Source organism: Tunturibacter gelidoferens (assembly GCF_040358255.1).
Classification (GTDB): domain Bacteria; phylum Acidobacteriota; class Terriglobia; order Terriglobales; family Acidobacteriaceae; genus Edaphobacter; species Edaphobacter gelidiferens.
Genome location: NZ_CP132938.1, coordinates 4,394,490 through 4,419,864, shown reverse-complemented (window position 1 = coordinate 4,419,864; position 25,375 = coordinate 4,394,490). Strand labels below are relative to the sequence as shown.

Here is a 25,375-nt window from a genome sequence, read left to right as displayed (position 1 = left end):
GGTTACTCGAACGCGCTCTAGCCAACCGTTCGCAGCAACCCGTCGAGAACCTTCCTCGCGCCAGCCTTCATCTGCAACTCGCGAACAACCGATCCATAGCGGACTTTGACAACCCCATCGCGCTTTGACTGTAGCCTCAACTCTGTCATTCGCCCAGCCTTCCATGTCACTCCAACGGTCACTCCTCCCATCGCCCGTAGCCCGTCGACTCGCCCCTCGGGCAACGCGGAGGGCAATGCTGGCAGCACGCGAACTTCATTCGGACGGCTATCCAGCAGCATCCCCGCAATCGCCGCGGTTGCTCCAAGGTTTCCATCGATTTGGAACGGCGGATGCGCATCCCACAAATTCGGAAAGCTTCCCGCCGAGCTCTGCTTAATGGGATCTACTGGATTCCAGAGGTTTCGGAGCAAGGCATACGCATGGTCGCCGTCTCCGAGCCGCGCCCACAGCAACATTTTATAAGCAAGCGACCAACCCGTTGCGCCATCACCTCTTACCTCCAGCGACTGTCGCGCCGCCTCAGCCAGCTTCGGAGTTGTTTCAGGATCGATCTCTCCTCCGGGATACACGGCCCACAGATGCGAAACATGACGGTGATGCGGATCGACCTCGCGATATGGCTCAAGCCACTCCATCACGCGGCCGTCGGTGCCAATCTGGATAGGAGCAAGCTGCGCCTGAGTTTGGATCAGCTTCGTTCGTAGATCCTCGTCCAGCCCAAGCTTCGCCTCCGCCTCTGCCGTCGCGCCGAACAGGTAACGCAGATTCTCCTCGTCGATCGCAGGTCCCATGCACACACTGGCCTTCCGTCCATCGGGCATGTAAAAAGTGTTCTCCGGCGAATTGGAGGGCGCGGTGACAAGCCATCCATGCTTCGGTTCGTGAACCAGCATCGACAGATAAAACTCTGAAGCGCCCTTCATCGTGGGATACATACGTCGTAGAAACTCCGCGTCGCCCGTGTAGAGATAGTGCTCCCATATGTGCTGGCACAGCCACGCCGAACCGATAATAGTCGAACCCCACGAAGCCTCTTCTCCGGGTGACGTGAAGCCCCACGCATTCGTCATCACATGCGCGACCCATCCATCGGCGCCGTAGTAGCTCCGTGCTGTATGCCCGCCGGGCACCTGCAGTCCTTCCATAAGAGCGAACAGCGGATCCGTTAGATCTCCTAGCGCCGTCGGCTCCGCTGGCCAGTAGTTCATCTGCACATTGACGTTCAGGTGCCAGTCGCTCTTCCATCCAGGATGAATCCCCTCTGCCCAAAGCCCTTGAAGATTTGCCGGCAGGCCACCCGGACGAGACGACGAAATCAACAGATAACGCCCAAACTGAAAGTAGAGCGCCGCCAACCCAGGATCGTTCGCTCCCCAATGAGCCGCGGCTAAGCGGTCTGCGGCCGTGCTCTGTTCCAGCGCTGCGTCGCCGTCTCCCATCGCAAGCGATACTCGGCGGAAGTAGCTGCGATAATCCGCCTGGTGGCGCGCAAGCAACAACTTATAAGGCTGCTGTGCCGCCGCGCGCATATCCTGCAGAGCGACGAACTCGGCGTCATGGCTGTGACGGCCTGCGAAACCTCCATAGTTGGTTGCCGCGGTCACCAGTAGCGTAACCTCGTCAGCGCGATAGATCAAAAGAGAATCGCCATCGACTGGTTTTATCGTGCCGCCGCGAGTGAACGCTCGCACACGGGTGGCATACCGAAGACCAGCCACGTCGTGCGCGCCCGAATCCAGCGCGCCCGTCATTACCAAGCCATCTTTACCATCGGTCTTCGTCTGGAAACGCTCCACTCTGCCCAGACGAACGCGCAACGAAAGCGAACGGAATCGGCTCACCCGCAGGTGCACCACAATCACCTGATCCGGGGCGCTTGTGAATACTTCGCGTGTATAGCGCACTCCATTTACAACAAAACTCGTTGTCGCCACGGCCCCATCGAGATCAAGCCATCTGCGATATGCGCTGGCGTTCGCATCCTTCATCCCATCAAACGAGAGCAGTAGCTTTCCCAACTCCTCGTACGAACCATAGCGAGGATCGCCGCTCCCCGCATCAGCCGATGTAAAGCTCTTATTTACCAGCGTCTCAGCGGCCACATTGTCACCTGCAAGCAGAAGCCTGCGAATCTCTGGAAGCTCCTTCGCCGCGTCTGTGCGATCCGAGTCGTGGGGTGAGCCGGACCACATCGAACTCTCATTCAGGTCCACTCGCTCCTCGGAGACGCCTCCATACATCGTCGCTCCCAGCCGTCCATTGCCCGTTGGCATAGCCTCCTCGAAGACGCGTGCCGGCGCACCGAAGCGCACCAGCAGGTCACCGGAAGGCACGAAGCTCTGGGCTGCAAGCATTGAACTGAAGCCCAACAACAACGTGAGCGCGCCCCATCGTTCCGCCTTCGAGAAGCCAGACAAAGCGATCCTCCTACTTACTCCCAGCCGACTCCTGAAGCACCACAACACCAAACCGCGGAAGCGAAACGCTTGTCGTGTCCCCACCCTTGAGCACATCGTGCATTGCATGTGGCAGCTTGATGACGCGCATCTCCGATCCATAGTTTGTCAGAATGAGAACCCGCGTCTTTGCGTTCGACCGTATCGCCATATCCACGTCTGCCGGAATCTCAGGCAATACTGTCGCGATGTCGCTCTCCTTGAGCATCCACTCAGCAGCACGTCTCATCGCAGCCGCATCAAGCCCCGTGCCAATGTATGTAATCGTTCCCCGCCCAACTTTGCGTGTCACAGCCGCGGGCTGTCCGTCCAACCAGCCGTTGCTTGTTCCGTAACGCATCAGAACCTGCGTAGCCTGATCCGTTACGCCAAGCTGTTCGGCCCAGGTCGTATCCTGCGCATCTCCCCACACGCCGCTCACCGGCACTGTTTGATCCAGTGCGTAGAACTGCTCAACCCTCGCTCCCAGCATTGCGGCGAGTGGTCCCGGCTGCCGCTCTGGAAATAGACTGTTGTCTTCGTCCTTCATGGCACTCCGCTGCCCCAGCACAAGATTGCCACCTGTACGAACGTAAGCCTCCAAATTCTTTGCAGCCTCTGGCGTCAGTACGTTCAACGCCGGAGCGACGACCAGCTTGTACTGCGTCAGAGGGGCTGTATCCGCAACCACGTCAACCGAGCCAGCAAGTTTATGCAGCGGAGCGTAGTAACTCAACAGAGCATCGACCGGATCGAATGCTTTATTGTGCCTCTGCCAATTAATAGCCCATCGACTCGAGTAGTCCTGCAGCACCGCAATCTGCGACCTCACGGTCGTTCCAGCCAGCACCGGAGCGGCCTTCTCGAACTCTTCCCCAATCTGCTTCACCTCGCCGTATAGCGGGACGGGCGTCCCATCGGCTCCAACCAGCGTACCGTGGTACTGCTCCTGTCCGTTCAGCGCGCTCCGCCACTGCCAGTACTCCACTGCCTCCGAGCCATGGCCAATCGCATTCCACGCCATAGCCCGAACCTCGCCCTTATCGAGCGCATTGTTGTCCGTCTGCCAGTTCACAAAGCCCGGCTGCGTCTCCATCACCCAGAAGTTCTTGCGCAAAAATCCACGAGTCAAATCGTGTGTCGCCCCATTGCGCACTGGGTCCAGATGTCCCGTCCCCACATAATCGTCCCACGAGGCAAAGTCCAAATCCTGCGCCACGGTGTAGTGATCGTATGCGTCGAACCATCCCATCATGTTCGTAGTGATCATCTGTCGAGGCTCAGCATGCGCGCGAATCGCATCCAACTGGTTCTTCTGATAACTCCGCCAAGTGTCGGAGACGAACTCTTTCCAGTTCAGCATCAGACCAGGATTCCCACCATGCTCCTCAATCGGAATCTGGCTCCAATCCTGGTAGGTCTCGCTCCAATAAGCGGTGGTCCACCGCGCATTTAGATTCTCGAGTGTTCCGTACTTGGCACGAAGCCAGCTTTGAAATTGTGTCTGGGTCGTTTCTCCGAAGCTCTCGTTGGCGTATTCGTTGTCTATTTGCCAACCGATGACATTCGCGTCATGACCGAACGCCTCGGACATTTTCTCCGCGACCTTCCGGCTCAGCTCGCGATACGTCGGATCGCTCCAGTCGAACTGTTGGCGATTTCCATGCCCATCCTTCCTACCGTTTTCCATGGTGCGCAGGGTTTCCGGATACTTCTGCGTAAGCCAAGCCGGCGGCGCGGCGGATGGCGTGCCCATCACAACCGCGATGTGATGCCGTTCTGCCGCACGCACTGCATGCTGCAACCACTCCAGATGAAATTCGCCCTCGTGAGGCTCGATGGTGCTCCAAGCAAACTCACCCACACGTACAAAATTTACATGCGCCTGTTCCATGAGTGTGAGGTCTGCATCCCATCGGCTCTCGGGCCACTGCTCGGGATACCACGCTGCTCCGAGCCCCAACGCAGGGCGTCGCACATCAGGGGGCAACGCAACCTGAGCAAGAGCAGGGACACTCAAAGTCAACAGGGCAAATGCAGATCGTTTAACCCAACGGCGGAAAATCATGGAAACTCCTTCACTCGAGGACCCACAGGTATTCGCTGTCCGATGCGGCCCTTGCCTCGCTACAGGTAACGGTTGATCAGGTTTTCTAGCTGCTCCTGCCGTCCCGATCGCGGCTGGGGATTAATGTTGTGCTCTTCGCTTCGGGCAGCGATTGTGTCCAGCGACTCCTCGCCTGCAAGCATCGCCTGGTTCTCCGGTAACTTCCAGCCGGCATATCGGATTGCAACAATTTCGGCGAGGCGTCCTTCCTCATGGATCTTTGCCGCGATTAGGAACGCACGCGCACACATATCCACCCCGCCGATATGCCCATGTAGCAGATCCTCGGGATCGATCGACTGCCTCCGCACCTTAGCGTCGAAGTTCATTCCGCCCGGCCCTAGACCTCCAGCCTGGATCACGTGATACATCGCCAATGTCATCGAGTACAGATCGACTGGAAATTGGTCTGTGTCCCAACCAAGCAACGGATCGCCGCGGTTGATATCGAGCGAACCGAGAATTCCAAGGTCAGCGGCGGTCGCAATCTCATGTTCGAAGGTGTGACCCGCCAACAACGCATGATTCCCCTCGAGGTTCACTTTCACTTCGCTCTCAAGCCCGAACCTCTTTAAGAACCCGTACACGGTCGCCACATCAAAGTCATATTGATGCGCGGTGGGCTCCTTCGGCTTCGGTTCAAGCAATATCTGACCATTGAATCCGATCTTGTGTTTGTAATCGACCACCAACGCAAGCATGCGGCCCATCTGCTCCAACTCATGTTTCAGGCTGGTGTTCAGCAGCGTCTCGTAGCCCTCGCGGCCGCCCCACAATACATAGTTCTCGCCACCCAACTTCTTCGTCACATCCATGCAATGCTTGATCGTCGTCGCACTGTACGCAAAGACCTCAGGGTCTGGATTAGTCGCCGCACCCGACATGAATCGCGGATGAGTGAATAGGTTCGCCGTACCCCACAACAGTCGAGTTTTCGACGACTCCATCTTCTTCAACAGATAATCCGACATGTAGTGAAGATTCGCGATTGACTCACCTAGGGTTCTGCCCTCGGGAGTGACATCGCGGTCATGAAACGTGTAGAAGGGAAGATCAAGAACACGAAATAGATCAAATGCGGCGTCTGCCTTGTCCTGTGCAGCTTGCATCGCGTCGCTACGACCCATCCATGGACGATGAATCGTTGGAGCGCCAAACGGATCGCTGCCGTTCATTGCAAGACTGTGCCAATATGCCACCGCAAATCGAAGGTGCTCGCGGAGTGGTTTGCCCAACACTGTTCGATCCGCATCGTACCAGCGGTATGCCAGATCGGACGTGCTCTCGGCTCCCTCATATCGCACGGTCGGAAAGTTGCTGAAAATAGATTGACCCATATATCCCCCAAAAAAGTGTGTTTTGTGCTGTGTGCTGCACAGAAACTCAATCCACCGAGTGCGCCGTAGGCCGGAACCGCACAGTGTAGAACGCTCCGAAGAGAGTCAGAAGAACGCCCCACCAGAGCGTCGGTTGTAGATTCGCTAAAACCGTTTCGGGCTCGTGCCCGAACCGCTCAAAGAGGCCTTGGCCTAATAGAACCAGACCGTCAGCCAGCATCAAGATGCCGCAGAAAAACCATATGGAGATCCTTGCTCTGCGCGTCTGCCATTTCCGCTCTTGCGATCGATTGTCTCTCATTGTCTCTCCTCGCAGCTCGATTCTAAAAAAACACTATATTCAGAATGAAAAACACAACGATCACCACAACCGCCCAGAATGCGGGCTTCTGCCAAAGGTTTTCAGCTCCATCGCTAGGCAGCGGAGTGACTCCGTACACTAGGCCCGCAAGCTGAGCGGTCGGTATGGGCTTCGTCATCAGGCTTACAACCACTGTAACTCCGACGCAGATAAGCCAACTCCACAGCGCGCGGTAGAGATTTTCTGCCATGGGACGTGCATCGGAACTCATCGCGATATACCGCAGACCATCTGCGTTTACACGGACCCACACGAACATCCCTATTGAAGCCACGGTCCCGGCCAGCAGGCCCCAGAATCCTCCGGCCTTCGTCGCCCTCTTCCAGAGCATCCCGAGAATTACAGTGCCAAAGAGCGGCGCGATAAAGAAACTGAACAGCGCCTGCACGTAGTCCATAATCGATGCTGCATTCATCACGAGATACGCTGTCGCAATCGACACAAGCATTCCGATAACCGTTGACCATCGTCCCATCGCGACGTAATGTTTGTCCGAAGCTCTTTTATTGATGAAGGCGCCGTAGAGGTCGTAGGTCCAAACAGTGGAGAATGCGCTGATATTGCCTGCCATACCGCTCATAAAGCCCGCGATCAATGCCGTGATCCCAAGTCCCAAAAGACCGGGGCCACAATAGCGAATTAACATCAACGGCAGAACGTCGTCGTAGCTATGCTGTCCGGTCGCCTTTGCTACATTGCCGGAAACCAGGTGAAACACCATGGAGCCATCCGCATTGTGCAGGCCAAGTGCAATCAGACCCGGAAGAATCACGATCAACGGAACTGCTATCTTGAACGCCGCGCCGATCACGGGTGCCATCTTTGCGGAGCGTAGGCTATTCGCACTCAATACGCGCTGAACCACAAGAAAATCTGTCGTCAAGTAGCCGAAGCTGATGACAAACCCTAGGCCAAACACGATGCCTGTCCAGTGCACGCCCATCGGATTGTCCTTGAATCCTCCAAGCGTGTTCCACAGGTGCGTATAGTTGGCGCTCCCTACGTTCGCCGCAATCTGCGCCTTCAGGTTTGTCCACCCATGCGCCTCAAGCAACCCTAGAATCGGAATCGTCGCGGCCCCCGCCCATATCAAAACGAACTGCAGCACCTCGTTGATGATGGCCGAGCGTAAGCCGCCGAGCATTACGTACAACGCCACTGTCCCCGCGCCACCCAGATCGAGAACGTCAGATTCCAGCCAAGCACCGTCTGCATCACGACAGCCATGGCGTACATATTGACCCCGCTCATCAGGATCGTCATCAGCGCAAACGACACCGCGCTCACCGCTCTTGCACCCTCGCCAAACCGAAGATGCAGATATCCCGGCACGGAGTGGGTCTTCGAGATGTAGTAGAACGGCATCATGACGATGCCGAGGAACAGCATCGCCGGAATTGCGCCTATCCAATACCAGTGGGTCGCCAGCATCCCGTATTGATACGCGGCCCCGGCCCATCCCATTAGCTCCAATGACCCCAGATTCGCTGATACGAAGCTCAGCCCAGCCACCCAGGCAGACATCTCTCTTCCAGCAAGAAAGAACTCTTCGCTCGTGTTCGTCGATCCCTTCACATAAAACCCAATGAAGATGACTAGGGCGAAGTAGAGCAGCAGGATCAGGACGTCGACTGGATTCAGTCGCGTCATCTGGGCGCCGAGTATAGAAGAGCTTGAAGCGATAGAAAGCATTATGTACTGCGGAGAGCCTTCCAAAAGGTTAGGTGCAGCAGCATCGGGGCCACGTCGAGAACGTTATTTTACTCGCGACCCGAACTATATCGACTCCCCCACAAATTTGTCAATGGACGATGTGTCGACCACAAAGCCCTATTATCGCTCTGACCGCCTAGAATTTGGAGTTCGCAAGTTTTCTTTTCCTTCTCCTGAGATCGTTCAACTTAGCCCTGTAAATTGCGACGGCACACCGCTATACTGAACCTCGAAGAAATAGTTCTTGCGGTTGTATTAACTCAGGGAACGCCACGCACATCCCTGCAAAGTCGAGATAGGCCAATTTTACGGGACCTGCATTTCTCCCGCTATGGAGCACTGATGAATTCTCAGCTCGTGCGAGCGCACCATGTCTGCTAAAGAAAGAACAGGACATGTCGACAAAGGATTCAGGCGGGTAGACCTCGCCTATGTAGAGCTAGCATCAAGCGAGATCGCTCGCGACATCAACCGCGACATCGTATTGGAGATCGTTCGTTCCAAGCAGCCCATCTCGCGTGCTGATCTATCACGCGTCTCTGGCTTGCAGCCAAGTACCGTCTCCAATATCGTCGAGCAGCTCCTCCAGGAGACATGGATTGTTGAGGGTGCTTTAGCCCGCAGACCGCGCGGCCGTCGCCCGACTATGCTCTCGCTCAACGACAACCTCGTGATGTTGGTCGCCGACCTTCGACCCCGCAGAGCAATCCTCGCCATTATCGACCTCAATGGCCGCATGCTTGCCCATGAGGAGATCAGCATCTTCTCTGATCCGGAGCGATCGGTCGCGGGAATGATCGAAACCATGCAGGCCATGCGCGATCGCTTCCCCCACAAAACCTTCGAAGGCGTCGGAATAAGCGTACCGGGCCGCGTTCATCCAAAGACAAACCACCTCATCCACGCCCCGAATCTCAAATGGGCGGACTACGACATCAAAGGAGCGATTCAGAAAAAGCTTCGCCTTCAGGTCGAACTCGACAACGACGCGACAGCCTGCCTTCTCTCTGAACTATGGTTCGGTCGCATGGACAAAACGCGCAACGCCGTTCTCATCAGCCTCTCGGAAGGCCTTGGCACTGCAATCTTCGCCAACGGACAGATCGTCTCGGGCCTTAACGGCCTCGCCGGTGAGTTCGGTCACATCCCGGTCGATCCTGCCGGTCCTCTCTGCGGCTGCGGCAAGCGCGGTTGCTGGGAGACGCTCGCTTCATCCGACGCAGCCCTGCGCTTCTATTCCGAACTCAACCCAAACGCAAACGTCACTTCCATTCAAAACCTCATGCACCTCGCCGAAGAAGGTGATTCTCTCGCAATCAAGGCGATAAAGAAGCAGGCCCTGCATCTCGGACAAGGCCTCCGCCTCGTCACCGCGGCCCTATCTCCCGAACTCATTCTCATCACCGGCGCCCTCACCACAGCTTGGTCGACCTTCGGCTCCATTGTGCAGGACGAGTTAGTCTCAGGCATTCTCGCAGGCTTACCACCCCGCCTCGAGATCACAACCGGAGGAGAGATGGCACGCCTTCGCGGAGCTGCAGCCATCGCGCTCCAGCGTCACTCCGGTTATCACAGTTCATCGCGCCGTGGCGCGAAGATAAATCGAACGTAAGCAAGCGCTCCGAGACGAGTAACTAAAACCGCAAAAACCGCACATAATCAAGAGACTTTACTTCTATGTATCTAGGAATCGACTGCGGCACTCAAGGGACAAAGACTCTCCTGATCGATGAGCAAGGCATCGCGCACGGTCGAGGACATGCCACGCATCAAGTCATCCAGCGACCCTCCGGCACCCGCGAGCAGGAACCAAAGTGGTGGATTGATGCGCTCCGTTTCTCAGTGAAACAAGCGATATCACAGGCTCCTGGCCATCAAATCGAAGCTCTCGCGGTCTCCGGCCAGCAGCACGGCCTTGTCGTTCTCGACGAGCACATGCAGGTTATTCGTCCCGCCAAGCTCTGGAACGATACCGAAACAGCAACGCAAAACGCGGAACTCCTCGCCCGCTTCGGAGGTCCGCAAGCCTTTTTCGAGCGCTTCGGCATCATCCCCCTCACCGGCTACACCGTATCAAAGCTGCTCTGGCTGCAGCAGCGGGAACCAGAAAACTTCGCCAGAATCCGTCACATTCTTCTTCCCCACGAGTACCTCAACTTCTGGCTTACCGGCAATCTCTGCGCGGAGTACGGAGACGCATCCGGAACCGGATACTTCGATGTCCGCAATCGCACCTGGGCCGCCGAGGTCCTCGCCTCCATTGATCACGGCACCGGTCATCTCCTTCGAGCGCTGCCACCTCTCGTTCCCGCGCAGCGGATTATCGGCACCGTAAAGTCGGATGTAGCCGCCGATCTCGGCATCTCCAACTCCTGTCTCGTCGCCAGCGGCGGGGGCGACAACATGATGGGAGCCATCGGCACAGGCAATGTTACCGAAGGCGTCGTCACCATGAGCCTTGGTACCTCTGCCACGGTCTACTCCTTTCGCAACGAGCCCGCGGCTAAACCGAATCCGGGCATCGCTCCCTTCTGTTCCTCTTCCGGCGGCTGGCTTCCGCTCGTATGCACGATGAACGCAACCAACGTCGTCACGCAGATTCTGGGCACCCTTGGCCGTACCGTAGCTGATATAGAGTTTGCCCTCGCCACCACAAGCCCCGGGTCAAACGCATTGACCTTCATTCCTTTTCTGAACGGCGAGCGTACCCCCGATCTGCCCTCCGCGCTAGGCGCTCTCATCGGAATCTCCGCATCCAACTTCGGGCCTGAAAACTTTATCCGCGCAACAATCGAGGGAGTCAGCTTCGGCATTCTAGACGGCCTCGATCTTATTCTCGAAGGCACCAACGCCAAACGCATTCTGCTCATCGGTGGCGGGTCAAGATCCGCGCAATGGCGTCAGCTCCTCGCCGATGCCAGCGGCACAGCCGTTCACGTCCCTCTTGAAGAAGAGGCAGGCTGTCTCGGCGCCTGCATTCAGGCGATCTTCGCCGCTCGCAGCGAAATCGGCTCGCCGGAGACTTTCATCGAAATCTGTGATCGTTGCGTCAAAGTAGATGACAAAAGAACAGCCTCCCCGAATCTTGCCCTGGCATCGCAATACACTCAAGCGCGCGCAGCTTACAAGCACCACCGGGCTACTCAATACGGGATTTAGCCGGGGCGATTCGCTGATCGGCGGTTCGCGCCCACAGTACTATTAGTCATGGAAATTCAGGTTCCAAACAAATCTGAAATCTTCCCTCTCTGACATTCCGTCAAAGAGACTGAGTGCTACTACGCGACCAGATTGCTTTCTCGGTAGACGAGAAATCGCCTGATCACCCATCGAGCCGTGATTGGCAACCAGAAGTCTGCCTCTCGCCCGTGAAGTCCTTTGGGTGAGAGCCAGGCTCGTTTGTTTACAGGATCTCGCAGCGCTCTCTCTAAAACAGAGAAATATTCCCTGTGGACACCCCTAAAGAAAAAAACTTTGACGGCGAGAGAGAATCTCTGCGGGCCTGTGTCGAGGTTGTTACGGACCTCAGTTCGCGAAATGGTGGAGGGATGCGATTGATCCAGTTAACGATCATCGGATTCGGGAGCGGGCGCTATGTGCTGGCCCATCAGGCGTGATGCACCGCTTCCGTCAATTCGGTTGGGCCGAGCACGTTTGTGATGCGCTTTAGATCATATGCCATTGCCGCGAGCCCGATTTCCACCTTTGCCCGGACAACCCTCGCATCAGCAGACGAGGATGTCCGAAAATACTGTACTCCATCGTAGCGAAGGGATGCTCGATGGTGGATCGGCGTAACCTCATCGCTTCTGGGGTCATAGCGGAAGTCCTCCTGCTCGAACAGCTTGCCATCGCATTGATTATTAACTGTCCTCCGTAGCAGCCGGTATTGTGAGGACAAATGTTGTCCCGGCCTGAACACCACTTTCAAGGGAAATCTTTCCGCCGTGCGCTTCTACAGCTTTCTTCGCCACCAACATCTGCCATTCAGTACAAGGGAATGCTGCCACCCTTCAGCGATCATCAAAGGTGTGCAAAGTCTCATTCACGCCGGATGCGTGCGGTTATAGCTAGGGCGATGTCCGGTTCGGACTCAGAGGAGTAAGGTGCGGTTTGCCGACAAACCTGAAGTCAACTCACGAGAAGCGCGTTTTTCGTTACTAATCCTCGGACCAAGCTCACCAGAGCTCAAAAAGCGCACTGCCTAGCTGTCCCTGGGAACTGGCAACATCAAATGGAACCGCCGTCCCAGCACGTGCGTACACCGATACAGCCCCGGGAGTCCGAGGGAAATACACGACGATGCGTAAGGGGGGAGCATGAACGCCGATATACGACTCGCTCTACGACAGTTGCGAAAAGCGCCTGGATTCGCCCTGACCGCCGTGCTCACACTGGCACTCGCCATTGGCGCCAATGCAATCGTGTTCAGCGTACTGAATGCGTTGATCTTGCGACCGCTCAACGTGCCGCACCCTGAGACGCTGTTCATGCTGGAACGCGCCTACGGGTCAGATTCATCTCCATCGGAGTCCTATCCGGATTACCGTGACCTGCGTGACAGGAACCGCAGCTTCGACTCGCTGGTGCTATACAACATCATGGGCGGCGTTGGGCTCGATACCGGCCACGGAAATCCCTCCGTAGTCTGGCCCTATACCGTAAGTGGCAATTACTTCGATGCCCTCGGCATTCAGCCCTATCTTGGCCGGTTTATCCATGCATCCGAAGAACATGGGCAGAACAGCGTGCCCGAGATCGTTCTCAGCTATGCGCTCTGGCACAGCAGCTTTAACGCGGATCCAGCTGCAGTGGGCCGCACTGTGCAGATCAATAAGCATCCCTTCACCATCATCGGTGTTGCACCGTCGGACTTCCGCGGCACCGAACTCTTCTTCGCGCCCGATCTCTGGGCTCCCATCGTCGATTCGCCCCAAATTACTGATTGGTATTCGCTCGAGGAGCGTGGTAACCATAGCGCCTGGGCGATAGGACACCTCAAGCCCGGAGTAACGCCAGCCGCAGCTACTTCGGACTTGAACACCATTGCAAATTCGCTGGCGAAAACCTATCCCAAATCCGATGACGGCCTCAAATTCTCCTTGTCCCGCCCCGGACTTGCTGGGAATACCCTCGGCCGACCCACGCGCGCTTTTATGTTCGGGCTCATGCTCCTCGCAGGTCTTATCCTGCTTGCCGCATGCGCCAATCTTGGTAGCCTGTTCGCGGCGCGCGCAGGGGATCGCTCACGGGAAATCGCAGTGCGCATGGCTCTGGGATCGCGTCGCCAGCTCATCTTCCGCCAGCTCATCACGGAGGGCGTTTTGATCTCTCTGGCCGGAGGTCTTTGTGGCATGGCGGGAGCGGCGGTCATCCTGCGTGCCCTCAGCACATGGCGACCGATTCCGAATATCCCGATCAACATACCGGTAAATCCGGATGTGAATACCTACGCTCTGGCCTTCCTGCTGGCTGTTTTCAGTGGCTTGTTCTTTGGCTTGGTCCCTGTCCGCCAGATTCTTCGCTTCGATCCCTGGCAGATCATTCGCTCCGGGTCCACAAGCGTCGGCGGGTCACGCCGCTTTACACTGCGCGACGTTCTGTTAGGTTTACAGATCGCCATTTGCGCCATATTGGTCACCGCTTCGCTCGTCGCCGTGCGCGGCCTGGCTCGTTCGCTACAAAGCAACTACGGTATTCAGCCTAAGAACGTGATGCTCGTAAAGACCGATCTGAAGATGGCTGGATATGATGCCGACAAGCGTGTACTGATGGAGAAACGCATGCTCGATGCCGCCGCTGAGATTCCGGGTGTCGCTGCTGTGGGATATGCCGATCGCCTTCCACTCAGCATTGGCGGAGGGGATTCCGACGTATACACCGACACCACCACCGATTTTCGCCCGACGAACGCTGCAGCCGATGCCCAGAACTTCAGTGTCTCGCCCGACTATTTCCGTGCCGCCGGCACTGCTCTCCTCGTCGGCAGAGCTTTTACCATGCGCGACGAAGACAAGGCTCCCATCGTGGCCGTCGTGAATCGAGAATTCGCCCGCAAGGTCTTCGGATCCGTCGACAAAGCCGTAGGTAGCCATTTCAAGTTTTGGGGCGGCAACCGGGCGGAAGTGGTAGGCGTGGTCGAAGACGGCAAATATCAAACCTTGACCGAAGATTCCAAGCCGGCCATGTTCTTTTCTTTCCTCCAGCACCCTTCCAGCGACACCTGGCTCATCGTTCGCTCGGAGCGTGACCCGCAGGAGATTGCTCCAGCGCTGCAACGCTCGATGCGTAGCCTCGATCCAGCTCTACCGCTTGAAATAAGGACTTGGCACAGCGAGCTGGATTCCGCACTCTTCGCCGCTCGCGTAGCCACCGTTTCTCTCGGCGCGCTTGGCCTGCTGGGCGCGATGCTTGCCATCACCGGCATCTTCGGCATGGCCGCTTATACCGTCAGCAAACGCCTCCGCGAACTCGGTATCCGCATAGCTCTCGGAGCTGGTCAACACGAACTAATCGGTTCAGCGCTCGGACGTACCTTCCGGCTGCTCGCGATTGGATCGATAGCTGGCATGATTCTCGGCGTACTGGCAACCCGTGTCCTGTCGTCTATCGTGTATCAGGCCACGCCGAAAGACCCCGTCATTCTCGGCGGTGTCATTCTCACCATGCTTTGCGTAGGTCTCGTAGCCGCTTTGGTTCCCGCTCGGCGTGCCCTCGCTGTCGACCCGATGATCCTGCTGCGCGAAGAATGAGTTGAAGCAAAACAACTCACAGTCGACAAGTGAGCACTTGCCAATGCACATCGACACGATGTCGAGTCGGCCACAGGCATCGAGGATGATGCGTATCCCGCCTTCGGAAAGTAATCCGTGGGAGTCTGCTTGGCGATGATCTTCCCCATCGCCTGTGTGGGGTTCTGCGGGATCCAACCTTGGCGCACGCAGAACCAGAAAAAGCCAACGACGCGTTCGTGTTTCTTCTTGCGGGCGAGCGGGCCGTCCTTCCAGCCATGCCTCCACTTCGTCAGTTCCTTCGTTTTGAGATCTCGCAGGAAGCGAATCTCTTCTACCTCGCAAAAGGCGAGGAGCCGCTTTTCGAAGGTTGTCGTGAGTTTGCGGACGGTGTCGTCGACCAGACCGCGGGCGCGGGCATCGGCGAGGTAGGCATCGACCGCATCCTTGACCGCAGGAAGGGACATGGCTGTTTCCATATCCTTGCCGCCGCCGGCTGCGGCCTCGTACTGCCGGGCGATCCCTTCCACCTGCTCTCAGGAGGTGGTCTCCGCCGAGGTGCGAAAACGGCCCTTGCGACCGGGGAGGGTGCCGACCAGCCACTTCATGCAGGTGCAGCGTTTGCTGGTGGCGTCGCGCTTGTTTTTGGGTGGTGCGATGGCGGACGTAGACGGAAGCATGGCGTCATCAGTTAAGTCTGACGGTACAAATTTGCCACAGGTTCCTAGCTTGTCCGGATTTTATGGTGCTAATTATTTATTTTGTTTTACTTAGAGATCGTGGAGGCGGTGGGAGTCGAAACCCCTGTTTCGCGTTGATGCAGCGTAACTTATTGATTCTAAAAACACACAAAACACACAAAATGGCATGTTTCGCAGGGGACTAGCACAAATTAGCACAAAATGACTTTTACTCCGAAGCGTGGGTTCTTACCAGACTCACGCTTCGGCGCGCACCCTCGTAGTCTCGGTTGTGCGCCCGATTCCTATGCTGAGCGCATACTGCTCCCTTAGTAGAGCCGACACCATTTTGGGGAAGAGAGGTTGTTAGGGGAGGGGAGAAGACACGATATGGTGACCCGACCGAAGGCTGTTGAGGTACCGGTCACGAAGCGAGACAACAGCCAAGATTCAGGCAACTCTTCGAGTCGCCTGTGCACCTGGAGTGCGATCCGTTCCGGGATTCTTAGGGAGATATAGCGCCGCTTGAATCTCGTCTCCTCATGAGCAATCTTCAGGACCCCTGGTTCATCGATGAAGAGCCGCCGGATCGTGCTTTCGCTCAAACCCCACAGCCTTGCGATCTCAGCCACAAATAGTGCCTTTCAAGCGCAGTCACGGAGCCCGGCCGGAATTTAGGGGGAGCTTCGAGCGAGGCAAGTTGAGTTCTCTCTTGTGGCAGATAGGTTCCCATCTCTAACTCCAGTTCTGGCGGTCGTAGACGCGCCCTGCGACAGCTGTGGCTTGTCAGCCGACCCTCTGAACTTTGATTGTGACGAGCCTGCGATTCTCTCGCCGTCTAGAGTGCGGCCATTTGTAATGAGCTTTACTGGCTAACCGCATTCTTGGATGCGAGTTCATCACAACATCCCGTGAGGCCCGCGACTTTCTACCAAGCTAGGACTGTTTTGAGATTCCGGCTTATTGGCGATTCCGTCCAATACTTTTCAGTTATCGGGTGATACCAAAAAAATATCAGGCAAAGCCTCTACCGCAATTTTGTGCAGGAACAAAAGAGCTTACCGTTCTCTAAATACACAAAAAGTATTTGGCTCAGGCGTTGGAGGATCAAGTCGGCGCATCGGAGTGCCGTTGCGGAGCATCTCTCACCTGCAAAGCAGCGAATAACGTAAGATCGTTGCCTTGTATGCTACGCATATGTCTTGAAACCCATTGATCGCTCGTTCTGAACTGGCAAGCAGCTAGAAAGCTGTAGCTCCTGTTTTGTTGTTTTTCTCTTGCGACTCCCGTTCTGAGACTTTTCGAGGAGGCTGCTCATTGTGTACAACTTCGTTCCACGCGAGCAAATCGGTGATACGCTGATTCATCTCCGAGGGCTCTTCCGCGCACTCCCGCTCTCCAGCGAAGAGGACGTTCGCGCGCAAGAGAAGCGAGAGATTCTGACAAAGAACCTACTTTCGAATTTCTCTCGCACTAAGGAACACCCAACCCTCCACGCCGTTCTGGAGGTTGCGGATGCCTTTTAATTGACGCTCGATGGTGCTCACCGACTTTGGATACGAGTTGGAGCGCATTCGAGAGTATGACCTAAAGTTGAATGCCGGCCGCACACACATTATCGAGACGTACCCGTTTGAGCGCGATCTGCCGGTAGATCTTCCGTCTCAATTCGGTGGTGATGAGACTTTTGCCAGGAGTTCCACCCTGCACGATCTTGTCCCGGAGTGGCAAGGAAATGTCCCGATCCGCGCCTTGGAGGATGCTGATTGGCGGCAACCGGGCGCATTTTATGTGCACGTAGGGACAGAAGACAGTCTGGGCTCTAGCTTGCCGCCGGGGGCGGTCACTCTCGTAGTACCGGTTGACGAAGCAGAACGACTGCGCCCGAATCCGAGAGCGATTTACTTGCTTCAGTTCGGCAACGGATACCGCTGCAGTCGCTGCGTCGTCACCCGAGGCAAACTCCTATTGTTAGTCTCTGGCAGAAGATACACCGGGCCCCATGAGTTTGCTTATCCCAAAGACGTACGGATCGCAGGACGAATACGGATGTTCGCGTCCGCGCTTCCGCTGCCGGACTATCCGTTGCTGCATTCCCTTCCAACCTCTGAACACGGCGCACCGCTGGTCTTGCCCTGGGAGCATTCCTCTATGGATCGTCTTTTTACGACCAAGCATCGCCGGTTTCGGAGACCACGGCAGGACGTCCCGCGCATTCAGGAGACAATGGAGTCGATCTTCCATACGAAACTCAGTGGCAGGACGGAGCGGCGCTATCGCCGGCCTACGTCATCGGTGCCCCATGTCGATGCACTGATCCAACTGACGGTGACCCATCTGACGCGCTACACCGATGCGCTCCGTGTGCAAAGACCTCTGCTCTCCGACAGGGGAAGGTATTCTCTAGACACGCTTCTCAACACAAGACACCTTGCGGATTTATCAGGAACGTTTCGCAGGCCTCACGTACCCGTCCCGCGAGATCGGTGGATGGCACTCCGTAAAGAGTTTGTTGAGTGGCCAATGTTGCTATCGCTGCGGTTCCCGCAACTCCGGTCTTTGGACGAACGGATTGTGCGGCTTCCGCAAGGGCGCGCCCTCCAAGGCATCGATCCGCCAATCTCTCCGGGCTCACTCATTCTTTTGGAGGAGATCCCCGGCCTTCCTGAAATCGAGAGCGAAACGACGAAGACGGGTTGGAGCCGCCGCGTCTATGCACTCCGTAGAGGCGCAGATCTACTATGCGGCTACTTAGATCGAAATGACAATCAGTACGTGCTTCTGGCCGGCGTCCACGGGATCGGTGAGGTGATTTCGGTCCATCAAGATGATCTGCATCAGCTCAGCTACGTCTCCGGCGTTGCCGTACCCGTGTAACTGTCTGCGTTGGCGATTCGTATTTGTGGGGATAGAAGACAGAGGCTCCAAAATTGCTGCCTCCCTCTATCTTGCCTCGATCAGTGACTTGGCGATTTATCATTCACCGAGAGCCCCGCCGTAACTTCCGAGTTGCCGACCACTCGGAAACTATCCGGCCACCACGTCTAAACACATCGAGCAGCGCTCAACTCTATATGATCGGTGATGGAGGTTGGCGAAATGCACATCGGCCTTATTGGAGGGATCGGCCCTGGAGCAACGGATTTTTACTACAGGCGATTGATTTCCACGTTCGCCAGGAAGAACGCGACGCTCGAGCTGACCATTGTGCACGCCGACACGCCAACGCTCTTGAGCAATCTGGCCAAGAATGACGCCGTCGCGCAGACCGCGATCTATACCCGACTCACGAACCGCCTTGTTTCGGCAGGGGCCGAATGTGTCGGCGTGACATCGATTGCGGGACATTTCTGCATCGACGACTTCAAGGCTGTATCTCCGCTTCCCGTCGTTGATATGATCGCCGAAGTGAGCCTGGCCATCGAAACGCGCGGGCTCAAACGGATCGGAATTATTGGAACTCGCACCGTGATGGAGACACGCTTTTACGGACGCATCGCCAGTGCGGAGATCGTTCCGCCAAGCAAACCGGACTTGGACGATGTGCATCAAGCATACATTTCGATGGCCGCGTCGGTTTTTGTGACTGAGGATCAGCGTTCGATCTTCAATGCCGCGAGCCACCGTTTGCTCTGGGACCAGGGCGCGGAGGCGATCATGCTTGGGGGTACCGATCTCGCGTTGGCCTTCAACGAACAGACTGCCGAATTCCCGTTGGTCGACTGTGCGGGCATTCATGTCGATGCGATTACACGGTTGGCTATCACTTGAGGAGTACCGACGCAATCTGCGAGGGCGTCAAGCGTAAGGTGCGGTTTGCCGACAACTCGACCAGAATCGTTCGACTTCTCTGCCCCCCGCGTGATAAGCCTTAGCAAGTTCCCAGAAGCCGGCCTAGGAGAGCAAGCGGCATCCAATCCGAGATTCCAACTTGTCGTCGGATCTAATATGAAAACCAAGCTGGCATTCGGGACAGCCTTGGGATTAGCAGTCTTGACCATACTACCGGCAACAGGTACAGACGAGTCTGCAATATCTTAACGCAGACTTAGTATGTGGAACCTCATTCAGGTTGTACTGGTTAGTGCTTGTTCGCAAAAGCACACCGAGGAGAGTGGACCCATGAAGACGAACCACAAACTGGCGCTCGCAGTGTCGGCCGGCGTCTCGATCGGCGTTGCTGGCGCCAAGGCGATGCATGCGCGGCAAGTTATGCCGCCGCCTGTCTACGTCATCTCGGAAGTCGATGCAATGGACCTCACTGACTTACAGAAATATGGGGAGAAGGTCCCGGCGACGCTGGCGCCTTTCAATGGCCACTATCACTTTCTCGTTAGTGGAGGTGCCAAGACACAGGCCCTCGATGGCGAACCGCCAAAGGGCATCGTAGTGATCGCTTTCGACAGCGTGGAGAAAGCGCGTGGCTGGTATGGTTCGCCAGCCTATGAGGCGATCAAGCCGATCCGGCTAAGCTCGTCAAAGGGCCGCATGTTTATCGTCGAAGGCCTCGCCCCCAAGTGACGGGACAAGTCAAGTTTTCAGATGACTGCATCAGAATGCTGGCTCCCCCGGCCAGGGCAGATTGTGGCTTATCGACTACCACGGCTCGGCAGGAAGAAGCCGACTCTGTTTATGCAATCAAGCGAAATCTCGCTGACACCCAGAAATCGGCGTCTGGGAAGTCAGCCTCCAGTCAGTCGACGAGTTCTTCCCGAGTCACGGGCAACCCGGAATTAATCCCAAGGTAAGGGTTGCCGACCATCAGGATGTATGGTTCGCCAAGCGCGGTCTAGCTATGCGATGCCTGTTCAGTCAGTGAGTAACAGTTCCAGGTTCACGATGAGACCACCATCTGGGGCATTCGTTGCGCTGACACTTCCGCCATATGTCTGCACAATGCGCTCGGTGATCGCGAGGCCCAGTCCCGCGCCGACTGCAGGTTCACTATGGATCGTTGGGATCCGATAGAAAGGGAGAAATATCTTTTCAAGGTGTTCCCTGGTCACGCCCGGACCATGATCGCGTATTTGAATGACGGCCCTGAAAAGCGCGGGAGCATATTGTTTGCGTAAGGTGATTTCCACGTCGGTACTGGGCTGCGTATACCGGATGGCGTTGCGTACAACGTTCTCGATCGCTCGACGCAGTTGTTCCCTTGCGCCCGTCGTCGCGCACGCCTCCATGGAATCGACCTTGACGGAACAGTATTTGGCCTGGGCCTCGAAGTTTCCATCGACGGCAACTTCCTGAATCAGACTACTCAACTCAACCCTTTCTGTGCGGCTCGAGTCGGCACCACTGTCGATTCGAGCCAACGTCAGGAGCTGGCCGATCAATTGATCGAGATGTTCCACTTCGAGAGCGATCCGGTCCAGATATTCCGGCCGCTCGTCAGGGGGACATTGCCGCAGCAATCCCTCTGCCACACTCAGACGGGCAAGAGGAGAACGCAATTCATGAGAAACATCTCCGAAGAGCCGTTGCTGCCCGTAAACCAGGGATTCGATTCGCTCCGCCATTCGATCGAAGCTCACACCCAGGCGCCCAATCTCATCACGCCGTAGTCGAATACTTTGCTCGCTCCGCGTATCAAGCCAGCCGTCTGCAATTCGGCCCGCGGCTTCGCTCAGTTGCACGACTGGACCGGCGATATGACGGGCGAGCCAAAAGCAAAAAACTCCTCCAATCAACAGAATCGCAAACAGGCCGAACAACGTGCTGAAGCTAAGTCCTTTGATTAGATCAGCAACCGATGGCCCGTGCGCCACAACCAGCGTAGTGTATCTGTGCCCACTTGCTCCAATCGCTTGTTGCGCCGCAAATCCGTTCCATCGTGAGAGTTTGCTGATGACAGGTACATCCTCCCTCGCGGTCTTTGCGAACTCGACCGCACCCGCAGGCGGATTGCGGCCCAGCACATCCTTCCAGTTTTCGTCTAACAGGTAAGGCGCGATGGACCCGCTCTCTATAATTTGATCGAATTGATGCCTCAGACTGGCTTTGCCTTCACGTTCATAAATGTCCGCGGCATGCCTCGCTTCAAGAGGCAGATAAAGCGATAGCCTGGCGATCATCGTCTCATTCGAGCGAGTGATCACCGTTACCGCGGCCAGCGTCACCGCAACAATCAGAAATGTCATCCAAAACCAGAGAAATATCTTCAGAAACAGATTTCGCATTTTGCTTACTCGCCTCCGGACCGATCAGGTAAGGCATAGAGATATCCGACGCCACGGATGCCCTTGATTCTTTCGGTGCCATCCAAAGCGTTTCCCACCTTCCTGCGAAGGCTCCAGACGTGGGTGTCGATGCTCCGGTCAAACGGCGAGAACTCTCGCCCGAGCACATCTTTTGTCAGCTCTTCGCGCCCCACAACTGATCCTGCCGATCGCAACAACCTCTGAAGCAAATCAAATTCAACCGTCGTTAGATTCAGCGCTTCGTCTCCACAGCGTACGGTCCTGGCCCCGGCATTCAACTCCAAATCGCCAACCCGAATGGAAGCGGTCTCGGAGAGAGCGGCATTGGTATTCGTCGAGCTTGCCCTGCGCAAAATGGCGCGAACGCGCGCGGAGAGCTCGCGAGTATTGAACGGTTTTGGCAGGTAATCGTCAGCTCCCATCTCCAAACCTAAGATTCGATCGAGGTCATCGCCCCGTGCCGTGAGCATCAGGACAGGCATATTGGATTTCGTTCGGATTCGCCGGAGCACTTCGAAGCCGTCCATCTCCGGCAGCATCACATCCAGGACAACCAGATCGTAACTTCCTGACAGCGCACGATCGACACCCAGTCCACTGGTTTGGACTGTCTGTACCGAGTATCCTTCCGCTCCCAGAAAGCGCGACACCAGCCTGCATAGCTCCGCGTCGTCGTCGACAACCAAGATATGTCCCGCGACTGACTCCAATTTGCGATCCATTACAACGCTCGTGCCCAACAGTACTCCGCTCCAGATACTTCTCCGCCAATCATTCATTGTAGGTCTCTCGATCACGGGCGGTGTCGAGAAATGTCAAGTCAGTCCGCATCTCGTCTTGACAGGCCTTGACGATCGCTTGACCGAACTTGACGCAAATTTTACTGCCTCGCCAGTCAAAACAACAGAACGAAATCCAACTTCATATCGAGGGCAGGATGGCACAGACCGGTGTTAGTTTGACGAAACTTTATTGGAAACGATCCCGCGGCGCAGTATCCATATCGCTTCTCCTTTTGCAAAAGACGTTGTTTATCTTTTTCGGTGTGATGCTGTTGGGCCCGCTGTTTATCGTTCTTTCAACAGGATCGGTTTTGCATGCGCACGCTCAGACTGCTTCCGCATACGTTTCCTCCTCTGCACCCGCGGAACCGGACCTGCCCGATGCTCCGTCACCTTCGCCAACTCCTCAACAAAGCTCCCCGCCAACCATTCCATTGCTGTCGACACTGTCTAGCCGGCCTATCTATCAATCGATGGACGTTGGAGACAAGTTCAAATATTTGGTGGAGCCCGCGTTTGGCCCTCGCAGCTTCTTCACGAACGCTTTCAGTACCGGCATACGCATGGCAAATCCCCCCAAGAACTACCCTCATGAATGGCACGCTGGTGCCGAGGCATTTGGACGCAACTATGGAGACAGTTTTGCCCGGACTGGAGCTGAAAGCATTGGGCGTTTCTCCGCTGCCGTTCTGCTGCACGAAGACCCTCGTTATCGACGCTCTGAAAGCACCTTCTTTCCTGCACGCCTGGGCCATGCCTTTATCTTCACCTTCATCGATAGGACCGACGGAGGTCATCCCACCGTTGCGATCTCAAACTTCACCGGCGCCGCAGCCGGCGGTTTTGTTGGCAATGCCTACCTTCCGGCCGGCTTCGACAACCTGACCCATGCGGGGCAGAGATCCGCCATCGCCTTCGGTGGCATCGCTGCTCAGAATGTTCTGCAGGAGTTTTCCCCGGAACTAGGCCAATTCCTGAAAAAGATACATCTGCCCCATATACCGACGCCTCCGGTCTGGTGGACAGGAGACAACTAGCAACTCGCAGACGGTATTTCCTTCAGGAGATGTGATGCAAAACAATCGGTCAGACCCATCGACCGTACCCGGAGACCCCAAACTGACTGAGCAGACACTTCTGAAGGAAGCCGATCTGCAACGACGCATTGAGTCTCTTCAGTGCATTATTTGTGACTTGCTTATCGAGAATGAAGAGTTGCGACTACGGCTGGCTGCGAAGCAAATTCATGTCGAATGATTTCCTATGACCAATAAGAACTGGACAGGCAACGAACGACATTCCTCTCAATAAGCCAATTGCCTCGCAATCTGCCTCTTATGGCGCGCTTCCCGCAAAGATCGCGCGCTGCAAAGAATACCACCCTCGCCAAACACTTCAGATCTGAAACCAACCGCCCGGGTGACGGGCAACCCGCACCTTGCCCGTCATTGGCTAATCGGGCGAGAAATGGAAGGTTTGCCGACCACCCGGGAATCGACCATGACATCTCATAGGAATACGGGAGAGGTTCGAATTGGCAATTCGAAGACCTTCAGGTCGACCCTATGCAATGGAATCGCAGAGATTTCACGAAGCACGCGTTTCTGGCTGGCGGATCGGCTGTGCTGGGTTGCTCAACCCGTGTTCAATCGATTGCACCGATCGCTTCGCCGACCTATCCAACCCTGCCTCCCCCGGCATCTTCCGGCCTCGAACATCTTGTCGTTGTCACGATGGAGAACCGCAGCTTTGACCACTTTCTGGGCTGGCTGCCTAACGCGGCGGGCATACAAGCAGGGTTGAACTTCACCGACAAGAGCGGCGCATCGCGTCTGATCCACTCTCTCTCCGGCGACTTCACAGGCTGCCCACAGTCCGATCCGATCACTCCTACGACGGGTCGCGCGTCGCCTACGACCGCGGCATGATGGACGGCTTTCTCCGTGCCGGATCGAATGACCTCTTCAGCATTGGCTATTACGAGGAGAAGGACATTCCCTTCTATGCGGCCCTGGCTCGCAACTACACGACCTGCGACCATTACTTCGCTGCAATACTCGGCCCGACCTTTCCAAACAGGATTTTCCTGTACGCGGGCCAGACGGATCGCACTGACGATAGCGTCGCCATCAGTTCGCTGCCGACGATCTTGGACCGGCTCGCGGACGCGAAGGTGAGCCACAATTACTATTACTCCAACTTGCCCTTCGTCACACTCTGGGCCGACCAGTACCTTGGCATTTCGAAGCTCTACAGTGATTTTCTTGCGCAGGCGAGCGATGGTACCTTGCCAGCGGTCTCCTTCATAGACCCGACCTACACAGTCCTGGACGATGGGACCGGCAATGACGACCATCCCCACGCTGATATTCGCGAAGGCGATCGCTTTCTTTATGACGTGTTCGAGGCCGTAGCCAACGGACCCGCCTGGTCAAGCACCGTGCTCGTCGTCAATTTCGACGAGTGGGGCGGATTCTTCGATCACGTCCCCCCGCCGCGAGCGGAGGCAGCAAACGCAGTCGATATCGACATCATAGGTGGTAAGACGCTGCTCGGATTTCGCCTGCCGGTTGTGATCGCGTCTCCGTTCAGCCGCGGCGATGCCCAAAATCCACGGATCAGTTCGCTCGTCTTCGACCACACATCCGTGCTCAAGCTGATTGAATGGCGCTGGGGCCTTGCGCCGCTGACACCACGAGATGCGAGTGGCGACATCAACAACCTGGCCTACGCTCTGAACTTCAATGAGCCGCAGACGGCAGTCCCTGGCCTGCCCAAACCGAACACGCCCGCGATCCCGACCCCTTGCCTTCAGAATGTGGGTAGCGTGTTCGGCGCGGTGCAAGTCAGCAGCGGAGCTGGCCCGTCAGGTTCGAGTAAAACGGCGAGGTGGAAAGATCTGCAGACCCAGGCCTCGAAGTACGGATTCAAAATCGGATAGAACGCCAGGCGTAGAGATCTCATTGCTCCCGGATGACGGGTAAATCGCACCTTCCTCCCGTCAGTGTTGGCAGCAGCCGCGCCCG

17 protein-coding genes are annotated in these 25,375 nt (G+C 56.3%); 10 read left to right on the top strand and 7 right to left on the bottom strand.

The window, feature by feature from the left end; genetic code table 11:
• Positions 1-17: 17 nt before the first annotated feature.
• From RBB81_RS19140 to RBB81_RS19120, 5 genes are all read right to left on the bottom strand, one after another.
• A complete protein-coding gene (locus RBB81_RS19140) occupies positions 18-2,420 on the bottom strand; it encodes a glycosyl hydrolase family 95 catalytic domain-containing protein (protein WP_353071739.1) in 2,403 nt (800 codons plus the stop codon).
• Between the two features lie 10 nt (positions 2,421-2,430).
• Positions 2,431-4,506: a beta-galactosidase gene (locus RBB81_RS19135; RefSeq protein WP_353071738.1), complete on the bottom strand. Its 2,076-nt coding sequence runs from the start codon at positions 4,504-4,506 to the stop codon at positions 2,431-2,433.
• 59 nt (positions 4,507-4,565) lie between these two features.
• Positions 4,566-5,882 (bottom strand): xylose isomerase, encoded by a 1,317-nt coding sequence (gene xylA / locus RBB81_RS19130; RefSeq protein WP_353071737.1) that lies wholly within the window; start codon positions 5,880-5,882, stop codon positions 4,566-4,568.
• Between the two features lie 323 nt (positions 5,883-6,205).
• Entirely contained in the window at positions 6,206-7,402 is a 1,197-nt protein-coding gene (locus tag RBB81_RS19125) for a sodium:solute symporter family transporter (RefSeq protein ID WP_353071736.1), read from the bottom strand.
• Positions 7,387-7,893, bottom strand: a complete 507-nt coding sequence (locus tag RBB81_RS19120; protein ID WP_353071735.1) for a sodium:solute symporter family transporter — start codon at positions 7,891-7,893, stop codon at positions 7,387-7,389. The genes RBB81_RS19125 and RBB81_RS19120 overlap by 16 nt, the downstream gene beginning before the upstream one ends.
• 433 nt (positions 7,894-8,326) lie before the next feature.
• On the opposite strand from RBB81_RS19120, the gene RBB81_RS19115 reads away from it, so the two are divergent.
• The 7 genes from RBB81_RS19115 (at position 8,327) to RBB81_RS19085 (ending at position 19,888) form a co-directional block, all read left to right on the top strand.
• A complete protein-coding gene (locus RBB81_RS19115; protein WP_183787796.1) occupies positions 8,327-9,568 on the top strand; it encodes an ROK family protein in 1,242 nt (413 codons plus the stop codon).
• A 65-nt stretch (positions 9,569-9,633) separates the two neighbouring features.
• A complete protein-coding gene (xylB, locus tag RBB81_RS19110) occupies positions 9,634-11,115 on the top strand; it encodes a xylulokinase (RefSeq protein WP_183787797.1) in 1,482 nt (493 codons plus the stop codon).
• Between the two features lie 1,160 nt (positions 11,116-12,275).
• The gene (locus RBB81_RS19105) at positions 12,276-14,708 is read left to right on the top strand and encodes an ABC transporter permease (protein WP_353071734.1); all 2,433 of its coding nucleotides are present in this window, start codon (positions 12,276-12,278) and stop codon (positions 14,706-14,708) included.
• 179 nt (positions 14,709-14,887) lie between these two features.
• Entirely contained in the window at positions 14,888-15,382 is a 495-nt protein-coding gene (locus tag RBB81_RS19100) for a hypothetical protein (RefSeq protein ID WP_353071733.1), read from the top strand.
• Between the two features lie 2,475 nt (positions 15,383-17,857).
• Positions 17,858-18,244, top strand: coding sequence for a hypothetical protein (locus tag RBB81_RS19095; protein WP_353071732.1), 387 nt, complete (start codon positions 17,858-17,860; stop codon positions 18,242-18,244).
• A gap of 222 nt (positions 18,245-18,466) precedes the next feature.
• Positions 18,467-19,138, top strand: a complete 672-nt coding sequence (locus RBB81_RS19090) for an aspartate/glutamate racemase family protein (protein WP_353071731.1) — start codon at positions 18,467-18,469, stop codon at positions 19,136-19,138.
• Positions 19,139-19,489: 351 nt separating this feature from the next.
• A complete protein-coding gene (locus RBB81_RS19085) occupies positions 19,490-19,888 on the top strand; it encodes a DUF1330 domain-containing protein (RefSeq protein WP_353071730.1) in 399 nt (132 codons plus the stop codon).
• A gap of 287 nt (positions 19,889-20,175) precedes the next feature.
• Here the strand turns inward: RBB81_RS19085 and RBB81_RS19080 are convergent, their stop codons facing one another.
• Together RBB81_RS19080 and RBB81_RS19075 are read right to left on the bottom strand one after the other, a co-directional pair.
• Positions 20,176-21,546 (bottom strand): ATP-binding protein, encoded by a 1,371-nt coding sequence (locus tag RBB81_RS19080; protein WP_353071729.1) that lies wholly within the window; start codon positions 21,544-21,546, stop codon positions 20,176-20,178.
• A 5-nt stretch (positions 21,547-21,551) separates the two neighbouring features.
• Entirely contained in the window at positions 21,552-22,289 is a 738-nt protein-coding gene (locus RBB81_RS19075; RefSeq protein ID WP_353071728.1) for a response regulator transcription factor, read from the bottom strand.
• A gap of 146 nt (positions 22,290-22,435) precedes the next feature.
• Between RBB81_RS19075 and RBB81_RS19070 the strand changes: the two genes are divergently transcribed.
• From RBB81_RS19070 to RBB81_RS19060, 3 genes are all read left to right on the top strand, one after another.
• The gene (locus RBB81_RS19070) at positions 22,436-23,386 is read left to right on the top strand and encodes a hypothetical protein (RefSeq protein ID WP_353071727.1); all 951 of its coding nucleotides are present in this window, start codon (positions 22,436-22,438) and stop codon (positions 23,384-23,386) included.
• Positions 23,387-23,914: 528 nt separating this feature from the next.
• The gene (locus RBB81_RS19065) at positions 23,915-24,277 is read left to right on the top strand and encodes an alkaline phosphatase family protein (RefSeq protein WP_353071726.1); all 363 of its coding nucleotides are present in this window, start codon (positions 23,915-23,917) and stop codon (positions 24,275-24,277) included.
• Entirely contained in the window at positions 24,274-25,290 is a 1,017-nt protein-coding gene (locus RBB81_RS19060; protein WP_353071725.1) for an alkaline phosphatase family protein, read from the top strand. The genes RBB81_RS19065 and RBB81_RS19060 overlap by 4 nt, the downstream gene beginning before the upstream one ends.
• The last annotated feature ends 85 nt before the right edge of the window (positions 25,291-25,375 follow it).

Coding starts and splice junctions, on each gene's coding strand:
- RBB81_RS19080 (WP_353071729.1), bottom strand. CDS start 21,546: ATGCGAAATCTGTTTCTGAAGATATTTCTCTGGTTTTGGATGACATTT.
- RBB81_RS19115 (WP_183787796.1), top strand. CDS start 8,327: ATGTCTGCTAAAGAAAGAACAGGACATGTCGACAAAGGATTCAGGCGG.
- RBB81_RS19060 (WP_353071725.1), top strand. CDS start 24,274: ATGATGGACGGCTTTCTCCGTGCCGGATCGAATGACCTCTTCAGCATT.
- RBB81_RS19085 (WP_353071730.1), top strand. CDS start 19,490: ATGAAGACGAACCACAAACTGGCGCTCGCAGTGTCGGCCGGCGTCTCG.
- xylA (WP_353071737.1), bottom strand. CDS start 5,882: ATGGGTCAATCTATTTTCAGCAACTTTCCGACCGTGCGATATGAGGGA.
- RBB81_RS19135 (WP_353071738.1), bottom strand. CDS start 4,506: ATGATTTTCCGCCGTTGGGTTAAACGATCTGCATTTGCCCTGTTGACT.
- RBB81_RS19090 (WP_353071731.1), top strand. CDS start 18,467: ATGCACATCGGCCTTATTGGAGGGATCGGCCCTGGAGCAACGGATTTT.
- RBB81_RS19065 (WP_353071726.1), top strand. CDS start 23,915: ATGCAATGGAATCGCAGAGATTTCACGAAGCACGCGTTTCTGGCTGGC.
- RBB81_RS19105 (WP_353071734.1), top strand. CDS start 12,276: ATGAACGCCGATATACGACTCGCTCTACGACAGTTGCGAAAAGCGCCT.
- RBB81_RS19120 (WP_353071735.1), bottom strand. CDS start 7,893: ATGACGCGACTGAATCCAGTCGACGTCCTGATCCTGCTGCTCTACTTC.
- RBB81_RS19075 (WP_353071728.1), bottom strand. CDS start 22,289: ATGGATCGCAAATTGGAGTCAGTCGCGGGACATATCTTGGTTGTCGAC.
- RBB81_RS19095 (WP_353071732.1), top strand. CDS start 17,858: ATGGCACTCCGTAAAGAGTTTGTTGAGTGGCCAATGTTGCTATCGCTG.
- xylB (WP_183787797.1), top strand. CDS start 9,634: ATGTATCTAGGAATCGACTGCGGCACTCAAGGGACAAAGACTCTCCTG.